The organism is Flavobacterium microcysteis (genome assembly GCF_006385255.1).
In the GTDB taxonomy this organism is placed as follows: domain Bacteria; phylum Bacteroidota; class Bacteroidia; order Flavobacteriales; family Flavobacteriaceae; genus Flavobacterium; species Flavobacterium microcysteis.
Genome location: NZ_VFJE01000056.1, coordinates 447067 through 460743, shown reverse-complemented (window position 1 = coordinate 460743; position 13677 = coordinate 447067). Strand labels below are relative to the sequence as shown.

The window sequence follows — 13677 nt, the reverse complement described above, 5'->3', positions numbered from 1 at the left end:
TTACACCTTTTGACTTTCAATTAATTTTATTATTTCATCAACGATGTCTTTCGTTGCATTTGGCATTGCCATTTTTTTTATGTTTTCCCCTAAGCTTTCCTGAAGGGTCTTATCTCCTAAAAGCTTATTAAATGTTGAAGTGAATTGAGTATCCAATTCATTTTCTTTCATCATCAATGCGCCATTTTTATCAACGATGGCTTTTGCATTTTTTGTCTGATGGTCTTCGGCTACATTTGGCGACGGGATAAAAATGACTGGCTTCCCTACCAAACATAGTTCAGAAACTGATGAGGCTCCTGCTCTTGAAATAATCACATCTGCCGCTGCGTAGGCCAAATCCATTCTATCAATAAATGCCGTTACCTGTACATTTTCTTTTTCATTGAAATGCTTATATTCTTCGATATAGAATTTTCCACATTGCCAAACTACCTGAACATCCTGTGATATAAAATTCACCAGTTCTTTTGCAATTAGCTGGTTGATTCTTCTGGAACCCAAACTTCCACCCAAAACCAGTAACACTTTTTTATCCGGGTCCAGTTTAAAATAGTCCCTGCTTTCTTTTTTCTTGCCTTTTATGTCAATCAAATCCTGACGGACAGGATTTCCTGTGAAAACTATCTTCTCTTTTGGAAAAAATCGTTCCAGGTTTTCATAAGCCACACATATTTTGCTGGCGTTACCACTCAACCATTTATTTGTAATGCCCGGATATGAATTCTGCTCCTGGATTACCGTTGGAATTCCTGCAGAACCCGCCGCTTTTAATAACGGACCGCTTGCAAAGCCTCCTGTTCCTATGGCTACATTTGGCTTGAATTCCTTTACAATTTTTCTTGATTTCAGCAAGCTGTCCATCAATTTAAAAGGAAACATCATGTTGTCAAGCGTAAGCCTTCTTTGTATTCCTGCAATCCATAATCCTTTGATTGGATATCCGGCTTGCGGAACTTTTTGCATTTCCATTTTGTCTTTTGCTCCTACGAATAAGATTTCACAATCTGGAAAACGATTTTTCAATTCATTAGCAATGGCAACTGCAGGGTAAATATGCCCGCCAGTTCCGCCTCCGCTTAATATGAATTTTAGTTTTTGCATTTTTTATTTCTTTTGTCGCAGATCACCCTGCCATCTTATAATCTTATATCTTAAATCAACAATCTCAAATCACTTCCCCATTACCGCTTTCATCGGATTGTCGCTTACATCTTCAATTGCATATTGTGGTTCTTTTTCACTTGTAGGCTTTTCTTCTTCTTCCGAGTCATTTTCGCCATTCATTTCTCTCTCAATCAGTCTTTGAAGCGCTTCTTCTCTTTGTGCTTTTTCAAGATTTTCCTGAGCGATTTCTTCATCTTTTTTGGTCACGCTTAGAATAATTCCTAACGAAACGCAGGTCATCCAGATTGAACTTCCCCCGCTACTGATTAGTGGTAAGGTTTGTCCCGTTACTGGTAATAATTCTACAGCAACTGCCATATTAATCAATGCTTGAAATACAATCGGGAAACCTAGTCCTACAACCAATAGTTTTCCAAACAGCGTATTGGCCTTATGTGAAGCAATCAGGAATCGGATGAAAAGCATGATGTATAAGAACATTACAGTAAGCGCACCAAGCAATCCGTTTTCTTCCACAATAATCGCATAGATAAAATCCGAAGAAGACTGCGGCAGGAAATTTTTCTGTATACTTTTCCCGGGACCTACGCCATAAATTCCGCCGGTGGCTATTGCAATTTTTGCTTTTTCAATCTGGTAATTATCCTCATCTGGCTTGTCGCTTGTAAAATTTTCAATACGGCTTACCCAAGTATCCACACGGTTTGGAAAGGCGTCTGGAAAATTTTTTGCCACCAGGATAAAAAAGGCGAGACTTATTACACCAGCCCCGATGACAATCCCAAGGTATTTTAAAGGATATTTCCCTACGAAAACCAGCATAACAACCATTGAAAAAATCAATGCAGCTGTAGAAAAGTTGGCAGGCAGGATTAGCATTATGATAGCAAAAACAGGTAACCACAACTCGATTACCGATTTCTGAAATGTATCTTCAATTTCTCGTTTTTTGGCTAAGTATCTTGCTACATAAATCATCAGCACCATCGATGCCAATGTTGATGTCTGGAAACTGATTCCTACAAATGGAATCTGAATCCAACGGCTTGCATTTGCTCCGCCAATGGTTTTTCCTTGAAAAAGAGTGTATAACAGCAACAATCCCACAATTGGCAAAGCAATCATAGAGATGGCCTTGAAATAATGGTATGGAATTTTATGCACCATGTAGACTATCAGGAATCCAATACCAACATGGGCAAAATGTTTTATCAAAAAACTGACTGTGTTTCCTGAACCATTTGCACCGTATGCCAAATTACTACTTGCGCTATAAACAGGCATAAACGAAATCAATGCCAATAGAGCGATGAATGCCCAAATGACTTTGTCTCCTTTAAGATTGTTTATTAACTCTTTCATAATTCCCCTTCTTTATTTCCTTTTATCTAAAAAACCAGATAATTGCTATAGGTTTTGAACAGCCTGCTTAAACTGTCTTCCTCTGTCTTCATAATTCTCAAACAGATCAAAGCTAGCACAAGCCGGTGACAGCAATACTGTATCGCCTTTCTCTGCCATTCTTTGAGCATATTTCACAGCGTCTTTCATGTTTTGCGCCTCAATCAATTCATCAACAACATCACCAAAAGCATCGATAATTTTTTTATTGTCAATACCAAGACAGATGATTGCCTTTACTTTTTCACGCACCAATGGCATCAATTCCGTATAGTCATTGCCTTTATCAACACCACCCACAATCCATACTGTTGGCGTGTTCATACTATCCAAAGCATAAAATGCAGCATTTACATTTGTAGCTTTTGAATCGTTCACATATTGCACGTTTTGAATTTTAAGCACTTTTTCCAAACGATGCTCCACACCCTGAAAATCAGAAAGGCTTTCACGGATTGTGGATTTTCTGATTCGCAATAATTGCGCAACCGTAGCGGCTGCCATTGCATTTTTCACGTTGTGTTTTCCTTCTAAGGCTAGTTTGTCTTGTGGCATAACAAATTCTTCGTTATTGATGTTTATATTGATTGTATCTTCTTTTGCATAAGCTCCGTTTTCAATTGTTTTTGTCATTGAAAAAGGCAGCAGTTGCGCTTTTGTTTTATTCATTTTTAGCCAGTTGTGGATGGCTTCGTCATCAGCATCATAAATCAGGTAATCTTCTTCCGTCTGGTTTTCCGTTATCCTGAATTTTGAAGCGATGTATTTTCCGTAATCGTAATCGTATCGGTCTAAATGGTCAGGGCTAATATTGGTTATTATGGCAATATGCGGCTTGTAATCTATAATTCCATCGAGCTGAAAGCTGCTTAATTCAAGAACGTATATATCGTGTTTGCCTTCTGCAACTTGCCAGGCGAAGCTTTTCCCAACATTCCCGGCTAATCCTACATTCAAGCCTCCTTGTTTTAGCAAATGATAGGTCAGCATGGTAGTGGTGGTTTTTCCGTTGCTTCCGGTGATACCAACCGTTATTGCTTTTGTGTACTGGGCCGCAAATTCAATTTCAGAAATTACCGCTATGCCTTTCTCCATAAGTTTTTTTACCATTGGAGATTTTTCAGGAATCCCGGGACTTTTCATCACCACATCAGCATTAAGAATCAAGTCTTCCGTATGCTTTTCTTCTTCCCATTTTATGCCATGAAGACCAAGAACTTCTTTGTAATTGTTTTTTATCTTTCCAAAATCCGATACAAAAACGTCGTATCCTTTTTTCTTCCCGAGGATTGCCGTGCCTACACCGCTTTCTCCACCTCCTAAAATGACCAATCTTTTTTCCATCTACCTTAATTTTAAGGTTACGATTGAAAGAATTGCCAATAAAATTCCCACGATCCAGAAGCGGGTTACAATCTTACTTTCATGGTAACCCTTCTTCTGGTAATGGTGATGCAATGGCGACATCAAAAATATTCTTCGGCCTTCGCCGAAACGTTTCTTCGTATATTTAAAATAAGATACCTGTAGGACGACGGAGAGATTTTCTGCCAAGAAAATACCGCACAATACCGGAATCATTAATTCTTTTCTGACTGCAATAGCTAAAACAGCGATAATTCCACCGATGGTCAAACTTCCTGTGTCACCCATAAATACGGTTGCCGGGTAGGTATTGTACCAGAGGAATCCGACAAGTGCTCCAACAAAGGAGGCAATATAGACCGTCATTTCTCCCGAGCTGGGGATATACATTATATTCAGGTAATTTGAGAAAATAATGTTTCCCGACACAAACGTGAAGATACCGATCGCAATGACCGAAATAGCCGAGGTTCCTGCTGCGAGTCCATCAATACCGTCAGTAAGATTTGCTCCATTTGATACTGCCGTGATGATAAAGATTACAACCGGGATAAAAATCAACCAGGCATAATCTCTATAATCGTCTCCAGCCCATGAAAGCAATTCTGCGTAATCAAATTCATTGTCTTTGAAAAACGGAATTGTCGTAGCCGTAGATTTTTCTTCTAATGGAACAGCCGAAACTGTTGTCTGATTTGTCGCAAAAATGTTGGTATTGCCCGTATCGGTTCTTACCGTAACACTAGGATGGAAATACAAAACTGTACCAACAATTAATCCCAACCCTACTTGTCCGATAACTTTAAATCTTCCTTTTAGACCTTCTTTATCTTTCTTGAAGATTTTGATATAATCATCTATGAACCCGATAGTTCCCATCCAAAGCGTGGTTACAATCAGTAAAAGGATATAGATATTGTTTAATTTGGCTAACAATAAAACCGGAACCAGCGTTGCAACAATGATAATCAGCCCACCCATTGTAGGTGTTCCTGCTTTTTCATTTTGTCCCGCAAGGCCTAGCTCACGAACTGTTTCCCCAACCTGCTGTCTTCTTAAGAAGTTGATAATCTTTTTCCCGAAGACTGTTGAAATCAATAGCGAAAGTATGATTGCCAAACCGGAACGGAACGTTATGTATTGGAAAACTCCGGTTCCTGGAATGTCCATCTGGTTTAAGTAGTCAAATAGATAGTATAGCATAGTTTCTCTATTTATTCAGTTGTTCTAAAAGTTCTGTTACAATCTTCATGTCGTCAAAATCATGACGCACACCATTAATTTCCTGGTATGTCTCATGTCCTTTTCCTGCTATCAGTATGATATCGTTTGGCTGAGCCAGCTGGCAAGCTGTTTTTATAGCTTGTTTTCTATCTACGATAGCAAGTGTTTTTTTATAATTTTGAGGCTCAACACCTTTTTCCATTTCTAGAATAATAGCTTCCGGGTCTTCCGTTCTTGGATTGTCAGAAGTTAGTATCGCCTTGTCACTCAATGATGAGGCAATGTTTGCCATTATTGGGCGTTTGGTTCTATCTCTGTCACCTCCACAACCAACGATTGTAATCAGTTGTTCATTTTTGGTGCGGATATCATCAATTGTTTTTAGTACATTTTCCAAAGCATCTGGCGTATGTGCATAATCCACAACAGCAGTGATATTTCCTTTGGAAATAATATATTGGAATCTTCCGGAAACACTTTCCAATTCAGAAAGTAATCTCAAAACTTCCATATTGTCTAATCCTAATTCGATAGCTGTTCCATAAATAGCCAACAGGTTGTAGGCGTTAAATGTTCCTATTAATCGAACCCAAACTTCCTGCTCATTTATTTTTAGCAAAAGTCCCGTAAGCTGGTTTTCTAAAATCTGCGCTCTGTAATCAGCATAAGATTTTAGAGCATAGGTCAGCTTTTTGGCACTGGTATTCTGCAGCATGACTGGACCATTTTTATCGTCGCTGTTTACCAGTGCAAAAGCACCTTTTGGCAACTGATCGAAAAATGTCTTTTTAACATCGCGGTATTCTGCAAACGTTTTATGATAATCTAAATGATCGTGCGAAAGATTTGTAAAAACACCGCCTGCAAACTGCAATCCTTCTGTTCTTTTCTGAGCTATTCCGTGCGAGCTAACTTCCATGAAGCAGTATTCTACTCCCACATCGTTCATTTCTTTTAAGAACTTATTGATTGTGATGGAATCTGATGTGGTAAGCATCGACTTGTATTCCACATCATCTACCACATTTTTTACGGTAGAAAGCAATCCTACTTTATAGCCTGCTTTCTTGAATAATTGGTACAGTAGGGATGCAATTGTCGTTTTCCCGTTTGTTCCTGTGATTCCTACCAACCTTAAATTGGCTGATGGATTTCCATAATAATTAGAAGCAATAAACGCCAAAGCTCTGTTCGTGTCTTTTACCTGAACATAAGTCACGCCTGAAACTATATTTTCCGGAAAAGTATCACAGATAATAGCTATGGCTCCTTTGCCTATAGCTGTTTCTATGTATTCATGTCCGTCTGCAACAGTACCACGGATAGCTATAAACACATCATTGGTTTCGATTTTTCTTGAATCAAAATTGATGGCATTGATAGCAATTTCCGTTGAACCTTTTACAGCTTCAATTGCAACTTTATATAATATGTCTTTTAGAATGATCACGATAATTCTAATGTTATGGTTCTGTTTTTTACTATTGCTTCTCCTGGCGGGATAGACTGTTTTTTTACTTTTCCGATTCCGATGACTTTCACTTTCATTTTCATGTTTTCAAAAAGCGCTACGGCATCCATTCCTGCCATTCCCTGCACATTCGGGATTGTTTCTTTTGAAACTAAATCTGAATATTTTGCATAATCCTTATCCTGGTTGATACTTTTTCTATTCAGGTTTTTAATTTCATTAGTTGATGGAACATCTGTAAAAATCTTCTGTGCGATTCTTTTGAAAACCGGTCCAGATACATCACCTCCATAAAAACCTTTGCTCTTGCTTGGTTTGTGAATGATGACAATGCAGGAATATTTCGGATTGTCTGCTGGAAAGTATCCTGCAAATGATGACGCATAATACATCGCATCTGTATGTTTTCCTTTGGCATAATCTACTTGTGCCGTTCCAGTTTTTCCGGCCATGGAAAAGTCTTTGGAATACAACTTCGACCCTGTTCCTCTTTTTACTGTATTTTCAAGAACTTTTCTGACTTTTTTCAATGTTTCGTCAGAACATATTTTTGGATTGATAACTTCTTTATCAAATTTTTTAATGGTTTTGTTCCACTCTTTGATTTCTTTTACAAAGATTGGCTTTACCATTTCGCCATTATTTGCAACCGCATTGTAAACCGTTAGCGACTGTAAAGGCGTCATTGAAACTCCATAACCAAAAGCCATCCATGGAAGTGATGTCCCATTCCAGCGTTTTGTTTTTGGCTGTGGAATAAACGGAACTCCTTCTCCTTTAAAAGGCAATCCTAATGGCTTGTTCAATCCCATTTTATTAATCCTTCCGACAAACTCCATCGGGTTGTCTTTATAATTTTCGTAGACCGCCTGCACCATAATCGTATTTGAGGAAAGCTCAAATCCTCTTGCCAGTGAAACTTTTCCATAACCTCCTTTTTTCGAATCTCTCACATGTCTGTTATGGTATGTAATATCACCTCCACGGCTGTCATATACTTTGCTTGTGTCGACTTTTTTATCATCTAGCAGCGCAATCAAATCAATCAGTTTGAAAGTAGAACCCGGTTCATGAGACTCTGCAACCGCATAGTTTAATGTTTCAGAATAGCTGCCATCTTCTGCCCTGCCAAGATTTGAAATCGCTTTCACTTCTCCCGTTTTTGTTTCCATTACGACAACACATCCATGTTCTGCTTCATAATATTCCAACTGCTTCAACAGAGCATGGTGGGCAATATCCTGTATGTAAACATCAATTGTGGAAATGATATCATATCCATCTTGAGGCTCAACCTGATTGTTATCGCTGATTGGTTTCCATTGTCCTTTTGCTATTTTTTGCTTAAGTACTTTTCCGTCTTTACCGTTGATATAATCTTTAAAAGCCCATTCGATTCCTTTTCCGTCAACTCCGCCATCCACATACTCTCTTTCATATCCGATGGTTCTGTTTGCAATCATGCCAATTGGATGTTCTCTCACCGTTTTCTGCTCGGTAATCAAGCCACCTTTATTAGCTCCCAGATTGAACAATGGAAAGGTTTTCACCTTCATATATTCCGTATAGCTCAATCCTCTTGCAAGCAACATATATCTGTTTTTGTTGGCCTTTGCTTTGCGGAACTCATTCAGATAATAAGAACTTGGCTTGCCTAACAAAATTGAAAGCGAATCGGAAAGCGCTTCTACATTTTTATTAAAGTCTTCTTTTTTTGGCGCTACAGCATCAAATCGGATGGTGTAATTCGGGATTGATGTTGCCAAAAGGCTGCCGTCAGCAGAATACACATTTCCTTTGTTTGCAGGAATTACAAAATTTTTCACAGTACGGTCTTTCGCCAGCTTTCTGTAGTAATCGCCTTCAACCCACTGAATATTGGTGAGCTTTACGATTATTCCAGTAGCCATTATCACGATTGCAAATGCAACGAGATAAATCCTGTAAGAAATATTTTTTTCTTCTACTGCCATAACTTTTCAAAAAAGCCCTTTTCTTTTTCTTTTAATACCTTGATTTTTTTTGGAGGAACCGATGAAGGAAAAATCCCTTTAACTTCCATTTTTTCAGAAATGGTCGATTCCATTTTCAGCTTCATCAATTCAGAACGTTTGTCAACAAATTCCGAACGGAGTTCTTTTACTTCTTTATCCAGCTCTGTAATCCTGTATGTTTTTTGCTCGTAATTGTGCGTATTTGCAATCATTATCAGCGCCAATACAATCAAAAAGATGATGAACTGCCAATTTTTAGCCGCATCATCATTGATGAGAAATTTTGCTTTTAATATGCTGTAAATTCCGCCTTTCATTCCTTCGATTTTGGATTTTGGATTTATGATTTTGGATTTATGATTTTTGACGGCTTCTACTGAAATCCGAAATCTTAAATCTCAAACCTTATACTTTCTCTGCAATCCTCAATTTTGCGCTTCTTGCTCTGTTGTTAATTCTGATTTCCGCATCATCTGGAACAATCAGTTTTCCGATTGTCTTAAATGGAACTGAAAAATTCCCGAAAAAATCACGCTCCGGCTCTCCTTCAAACATTCCATTCTTGATATATCTTTTTACCAGACGATCTTCCAGTGAGTGATATGAAATCACGCTCAAGCGTCCGCCAGGTTTTAATATTTCCAGAGATTGTTCTAAAAATTCTTTTAGGACATCCATTTCCTGGTTGACTTCGATTCGGATAGCCTGATAGATTTGTGCCAAAATCTTGTTGCTTTTGTGAGCTGGCAAAAATCGGCTTAAGACAGCTTTCAGCTGCTCTGTGTTTCTGATATCACCATGTTCTCTAGCCTCCAAAATCACCCTTGCAATCGCAGGAGCATTTTTCAACTCACCATAGTCATAAAACACACGGCGTAAATTTGCCTCGTCATATTCATTGACAACACCATAGGCACTCAAATCATTTTTTTGACTCATCCTCATATCCAACTCCGCATCGAAGCGAGTTGAAAAGCCTCTTTCTGCAACATCAAATTGATGAGAAGACACCCCTAAATCAGCCAAAATTCCATCAACGTTTTTCACATTGTGGAATCTTAAAAATCTTTTGATGAATCTGAAATTTTCATTAATCAGCTTAAATCGTTCGTCATCAAGAGCATTTGCCAGTGCGTCCTCATCCTGGTCGAAGGCATACAACCTTCCATTTGGCCCCAAGCGCTTCAGAATCTCTCTTGAATGACCGCCACCACCGAAAGTCACATCCACATACACTCCATCTGGCTTGATATCCAAACCATCTACAGTTTCTTTCAGTAAAACCGGATTATGATATTCCATTGTCGTCGTCATTTATATTTCCCATTACATCTTCAGCCAAATCTGCAAAATCTACATCATCGCCTGAAATTGATTTTTCGTACAAGTCTTTATCCCAAATCTCAACAATATTCACTGCCGAAGACAACACTAAGTCTTTTGAAATATTACCAAAAGTCATCAGGTCTTTCGGAATGAGTAGCCTTCCCAAATTATCAATTTCTACCACTTTTACTCCTGCCGTAAAACGTCTGATAAAATCATTGTTCTTCTTTACAAAGCGGTTCAGCTTGTTAATTTTCTGCATCATCAAATTCCATTCGGCCATAGGATACAGTTCCAAACAAGGCTGAAACACGGAACGTTTCAACACGAAACCATCGTTCAATGAATCCGTCAGCTGCTTTTTCAAAGGAGCAGGCAGAAGCACACGCCCTTTGGCATCTATCTTACATTCATATGTTCCAATAATGGTATTCAATGAGTTACGTTTTTCATTGTTTCATAGCAAATGTAGAAAAATAATTACCACAATTTACCACAATCTACCACTTTGTTGATAAGTTTTACCACTATATACCTCAAAAAGACAAATAACAGCCATTCAAAACATTAAGTTTTATTGCTAATATTTTAACTAAATTTAACTTTGCCGACAAATTCAACAAGGGATTTGTGATTTGCATTAGAAATTTTACACATTTTCAAAAAGAAAGTCGGAAGAATAAAAAACCGAAATAATTGATTGATACTATTTTACGTATCCAAAAGCCAGAGAAAACGTTTTCGTTGGAAATTACTTACAGCTTAAAAAATTCAGCTTAAATTTTAAAAGTAAATTATCATACCAAAAATTCGTTTTTATCTATAAAATCATATATTTGTGTGAATTTGAAATGCCTAAAACAATCAATGGAAGAACACTTAATAAAAGAAGGTAAATACAAATATTTTGAAACCGGCGAAGGGACGCCCATCGTTATTCTTCACGGACTTATGGGAGGATTAAGCAATTTTGACGGCGTTGCAGAATACTTCCCAAAACATGGATATAAAGTCGTCATCCCTGAACTCCCTATCTACACACAAAGCATATTGAAAACGAACGTTAAAGCTTTTGCCAAATATGTCAAAGACTTTATCACCTTCAAAGGCTATGAACGCGTAATTCTTTTAGGAAATTCGCTTGGCGGCCATATCGCTTTGTATCACACCAAAATGTATCCTGAAAAAATGCTTGGACTGGTAATCACAGGAAGCTCCGGTCTTTATGAAAGCGCTATGGGTGATAGTTATCCTCGCAGAGGTGATTATGAGTATATTCAGAAAAAAGCAGGTGATGTTTTTTACGATCCAAAAATAGCCACTAAAGAAATTGTTGACGAAGTCTATGCAATGGCTAATGACAGAATCAAACTGATCAAGACCTTAACGATTGCTAAAAGCGCCATCCGCCATAATATGGCTAAGGATTTGCCAAAAATGCACGTTCCTACTTGTATTATCTGGGGAAAAAATGACAAGGTAACTCCACCTGAGGTTGCAGAAGAATTCCACCAGTTACTACCTAACTCAAGCCTTTACTGGATTGACAAATGTGGACACGCTCCAATGATGGAACATCCAGACGAATTCAATAACCTGATGCACGACTGGCTGCAAAAGACACATTTATAATTTGTACACAGTATAATAAGTAACCGCAGTTTTTACGGATTTTTCCAGAAAACTGCGGTTATTTTTTTTGACTACCTTTGCAGAAATCGAATACGTGTTATGAAAATCAATACCGCCGAATTTGTTGTCAGCAATTCTGAAGTCAGCAAATGTCCTCAAGAACGCCTTCCTGAGTATGCATTCATTGGAAGATCGAATGTAGGAAAGTCTTCACTGATCAATATGCTGACTAACCATAAAAGCCTTGCGAAAACTTCAGGAAGACCTGGAAAAACGCAGCTTATTAACCATTTTAAAATCAACAACAACTGGTTTTTGGTCGATTTGCCAGGTTATGGTTATGCCCGAGTTTCAAAAAAGACTAAAGAAGTATTCCAACAGTTCATCACCGATTATTTTGAAAAGAGAGAACAGCTGGTTTGCGCTTTCGTATTAATTGATATCCGTCTTGAAGCCCAGGCTATTGATTTGGAGTTTATAACGTATCTTGGAGAAATAGAAGTTCCTTTCTGTATCATTTTTACCAAAGCCGACAAAATCAGTAAAACCAAAACCGATTCGCATGTAGCCGCCTATCGCAAAAAGCTTTTAGCAAACAATTGGGAGGAAATGCCGCCTTATTTTGTTACTTCATCTACAGAAGGAACCGGAAAAGAAAAGCTGTTAAGCTATATAGACGAAATCAATACTGAAGTTTTTAAAGACTTAAATAATTTTTAATAAAAAAAAGCGGACCCATTTATGAGTCCGCTTTTTTTATCTTCCAGCTTTACTTATTCCGCTTTTAGGTCCATTTTTTCTGCAAAATAATCACAGAAGTCTCTCATAGTATCTGACATTTTCTCATCGTCAGTTGCTCTTTGAAAAGTATCAGCCATAGCAACAAGGCTTTGGTGAAAGAATTTCTTCATTTCATCAACCGGCATATCTTTTGTCCAAAGGTCAATTCTCATGGTTTCCTGCACGTTGCTATCCCAAAACGAAAGCATCATGGCCTTAGATTCTTCCTGAACCACACCACCGTCCTGAGCAGCCCAGAAAAGTTTTTCCGGAACTCTGTTTTCATCAAGCTCAACTGTAATTTTTATCTCTGAAGTTATTTTTTTTGACATTACTTTTTTGGTTTGTATTTGGATTTATCAAAAATTTCTTTTGCATCAGTCTGCAATAATTGCTGCAAAGATACATCATTGTTTTTCATATAAGAACGAACAATTTGCCATCCTATCCACATTCCTATCTGACCTGGCGACTCGTTATCGATTTCCAAATAAAATTTAGAGAATGGCGCCGGGTTGATAAATCTTCCAGGCAACTTTGGATCAGAATCGTATAATAGTTTTTCATCTACAAAATAACGCCAGATGTACCCTTCATTTTCCTGACTCCAAAGAATCTGTTCCGGTGTATATCCAATCTTATCTGCATCTGAAACCTGTGGAATCAACAAATCTTTCATATATAGCTCTTTGCCAAAATACACCATTTGCGAAAGCAGCGTTCTATCTGTTGGCGGTGCAATTTTTCGTACTGAAAAACTTGAAACCACATCTGAAAGAAGTTGGGATTTTTCAAAAGTCTTTCTTTGGTATTCCGGGAATCCTCCATAGAACTCATGATCTTTTCCAAGATATACATCTAACGAAACTAATAAAAGGGTGTCCGCATAGATTACTTTGTTATCTGTATCTACTTCCGAAATCAGCGTTACAACCTTTGGCAGATTTGTTTCAGGAAAATAGTATTTAATATGACGGAAAAGCTCTTCTAAATCGCCTCTTTCCTTCTGAAAGTTGCCAAATTTTTTCTGAACCTCATCATGTACTTGTCTTAATAAGGGGTTTTTCATCTTATTTGTCCAAACCGTATCTTCATTTCCAGCCGGAAAAAAATAAGGATATTGCTGTTTTATTTTTGACAGCTCTCCAGGATTCGATTCATAAAAAATCTTATCAAAACGTTCTACAGTAAGCTCCACGGGAACTTCTTCTATTGCTTTTTCTACCTTGTCCTTTTTATCACATGAGATAAAAAAGGCTGTAGCCATCAATAAAAAAGTGAGTTTTCTCATTTATATTTTTGTTAGTATTTTTGTATTAAATCTTAACCTTAAATTATGAATTGTTTTTTTTAACT

Annotated in this window: 13 protein-coding genes; 2 read left to right on the top strand and 11 right to left on the bottom strand. The window is 37.7% G+C overall.

Features of this window, described 5'->3' with window-relative positions; translation table 11 throughout:
- The 9 genes from murG to mraZ all read right to left on the bottom strand — a co-directional run bounded on the left by murG (position 1) and on the right by mraZ (position 10345).
- Complete coding sequence (murG, locus tag FJA49_RS15715) at positions 1-1104, bottom strand: undecaprenyldiphospho-muramoylpentapeptide beta-N-acetylglucosaminyltransferase (RefSeq protein WP_140001982.1); 1104 nt, start codon at positions 1102-1104, stop codon at positions 1-3.
- 69 nt (positions 1105-1173) lie between these two features.
- Positions 1174-2490, bottom strand: coding sequence for an FtsW/RodA/SpoVE family cell cycle protein (locus FJA49_RS15710; protein ID WP_140001980.1), 1317 nt, complete (start codon positions 2488-2490; stop codon positions 1174-1176).
- Between the two features lie 45 nt (positions 2491-2535).
- Complete coding sequence (gene murD / locus FJA49_RS15705) at positions 2536-3873, bottom strand: UDP-N-acetylmuramoyl-L-alanine--D-glutamate ligase (RefSeq protein ID WP_140001978.1); 1338 nt, start codon at positions 3871-3873, stop codon at positions 2536-2538.
- A complete protein-coding gene (mraY, locus tag FJA49_RS15700; RefSeq protein WP_140001976.1) occupies positions 3874-5097 on the bottom strand; it encodes a phospho-N-acetylmuramoyl-pentapeptide-transferase in 1224 nt (407 codons plus the stop codon).
- A gap of 7 nt (positions 5098-5104) precedes the next feature.
- Positions 5105-6568, bottom strand: a complete 1464-nt coding sequence (locus FJA49_RS15695) for a UDP-N-acetylmuramoyl-L-alanyl-D-glutamate--2,6-diaminopimelate ligase (RefSeq protein WP_199758395.1) — start codon at positions 6566-6568, stop codon at positions 5105-5107.
- A complete protein-coding gene (locus tag FJA49_RS15690; RefSeq protein WP_140001974.1) occupies positions 6565-8562 on the bottom strand; it encodes a penicillin-binding protein in 1998 nt (665 codons plus the stop codon). The genes FJA49_RS15695 and FJA49_RS15690 overlap by 4 nt, the downstream gene beginning before the upstream one ends.
- Positions 8553-8900, bottom strand: coding sequence for an FtsL-like putative cell division protein (locus FJA49_RS15685; RefSeq protein ID WP_140001972.1), 348 nt, complete (start codon positions 8898-8900; stop codon positions 8553-8555). Before FJA49_RS15685 ends, FJA49_RS15690 begins: the two co-directional genes overlap by 10 nt.
- Positions 8901-8988: 88 nt before the next feature.
- Positions 8989-9897, bottom strand: a complete 909-nt coding sequence (gene rsmH, locus FJA49_RS15680; RefSeq protein WP_199758394.1) for a 16S rRNA (cytosine(1402)-N(4))-methyltransferase RsmH — start codon at positions 9895-9897, stop codon at positions 8989-8991.
- Positions 9872-10345, bottom strand: coding sequence for a division/cell wall cluster transcriptional repressor MraZ (mraZ, locus tag FJA49_RS15675; RefSeq protein ID WP_140001967.1), 474 nt, complete (start codon positions 10343-10345; stop codon positions 9872-9874). The genes rsmH and mraZ overlap by 26 nt, the downstream gene beginning before the upstream one ends.
- A gap of 431 nt (positions 10346-10776) precedes the next feature.
- Between mraZ and FJA49_RS15670 the strand changes: the two genes are divergently transcribed.
- Both FJA49_RS15670 and yihA read left to right on the top strand, forming a co-directional pair.
- Positions 10777-11541, top strand: coding sequence for an alpha/beta fold hydrolase (locus FJA49_RS15670; protein ID WP_140001965.1), 765 nt, complete (start codon positions 10777-10779; stop codon positions 11539-11541).
- A gap of 99 nt (positions 11542-11640) precedes the next feature.
- Positions 11641-12261, top strand: coding sequence for a ribosome biogenesis GTP-binding protein YihA/YsxC (gene yihA / locus FJA49_RS15665; protein ID WP_140001963.1), 621 nt, complete (start codon positions 11641-11643; stop codon positions 12259-12261).
- Between the two features lie 53 nt (positions 12262-12314).
- On the opposite strand, the gene gldC is transcribed toward yihA, so the two are convergent.
- Together gldC and gldB are read right to left on the bottom strand one after the other, a co-directional pair.
- Positions 12315-12653: a gliding motility protein GldC gene (gene gldC / locus FJA49_RS15660; RefSeq protein ID WP_199758393.1), complete on the bottom strand. Its 339-nt coding sequence runs from the start codon at positions 12651-12653 to the stop codon at positions 12315-12317.
- Positions 12653-13612, bottom strand: coding sequence for a gliding motility lipoprotein GldB (gene gldB / locus FJA49_RS15655; RefSeq protein ID WP_140001961.1), 960 nt, complete (start codon positions 13610-13612; stop codon positions 12653-12655). Before gldB ends, gldC begins: the two co-directional genes overlap by 1 nt.
- Between the last annotated feature and the right edge of the window lie 65 nt (positions 13613-13677).

Coding starts and splice junctions, on each gene's coding strand:
- FJA49_RS15690 (WP_140001974.1), bottom strand. CDS start 8,562: ATGGCAGTAGAAGAAAAAAATATTTCTTACAGGATTTATCTCGTTGCA.
- FJA49_RS15685 (WP_140001972.1), bottom strand. CDS start 8,900: ATGAAAGGCGGAATTTACAGCATATTAAAAGCAAAATTTCTCATCAAT.
- murG (WP_140001982.1), bottom strand. CDS start 1,104: ATGCAAAAACTAAAATTCATATTAAGCGGAGGCGGAACTGGCGGGCAT.
- murD (WP_140001978.1), bottom strand. CDS start 3,873: ATGGAAAAAAGATTGGTCATTTTAGGAGGTGGAGAAAGCGGTGTAGGC.
- gldC (WP_199758393.1), bottom strand. CDS start 12,653: ATGTCAAAAAAAATAACTTCAGAGATAAAAATTACAGTTGAGCTTGAT.
- FJA49_RS15710 (WP_140001980.1), bottom strand. CDS start 2,490: ATGAAAGAGTTAATAAACAATCTTAAAGGAGACAAAGTCATTTGGGCA.
- gldB (WP_140001961.1), bottom strand. CDS start 13,612: ATGAGAAAACTCACTTTTTTATTGATGGCTACAGCCTTTTTTATCTCA.
- yihA (WP_140001963.1), top strand. CDS start 11,641: ATGAAAATCAATACCGCCGAATTTGTTGTCAGCAATTCTGAAGTCAGC.
- FJA49_RS15670 (WP_140001965.1), top strand. CDS start 10,777: ATGGAAGAACACTTAATAAAAGAAGGTAAATACAAATATTTTGAAACC.
- rsmH (WP_199758394.1), bottom strand. CDS start 9,897: ATGACGACGACAATGGAATATCATAATCCGGTTTTACTGAAAGAAACT.
- mraY (WP_140001976.1), bottom strand. CDS start 5,097: ATGCTATACTATCTATTTGACTACTTAAACCAGATGGACATTCCAGGA.